Annotated in this window: 1 protein-coding gene; it reads left to right on the top strand. The window is 38.8% G+C overall.

Annotated features, from left to right (window positions below; translation table 11 throughout):
- A partial coding sequence (locus AAEY78_RS12390; RefSeq protein WP_352339641.1) for a catalase occupies positions 1 to 353 on the top strand: 353 nt, incomplete at both ends.

Raw genomic sequence — 353 nt, 5'->3', positions numbered from 1 at the left:
GTTTGGAATGAGGCATTGAAATTAAATGGCGCTGATCCTGATTTTCATCGTCGTGATATGTGGGAATCAATTAATAGTGGAGACTATCCAGAATGGGAGTTGGGCATTCAAGTATTTGATCAAAAATTTGCTGAAGAGTTCGAGTTCGATGTTTTTGATGCCACTAAACTGATACCCGAAGAGCAAGTACCAGTTAAAATTATTGGTAAAATGGTGCTCAATCGAGTCGTAGACAACTTCTTCGCAGAAACCGAACAGGTTGCATTTTGCACACAGAATATAGTACCAGGACTTGATTTTACTCCTGATCCTTTATTGCAAGGCCGTAATTTTTCTTACCTAGATACACAAAC

Origin of the sequence: Psychrobacter sp. 16-MNA-CIBAN-0192 (assembly GCF_040309565.1) — a bacterium.
In the GTDB taxonomy this organism is placed as follows: Bacteria; Pseudomonadota; Gammaproteobacteria; order Pseudomonadales; family Moraxellaceae; genus Psychrobacter.
Note: the sequence above shows the minus strand (reverse complement) of the source record. Positions and strands in the feature narration are given on the sequence as shown.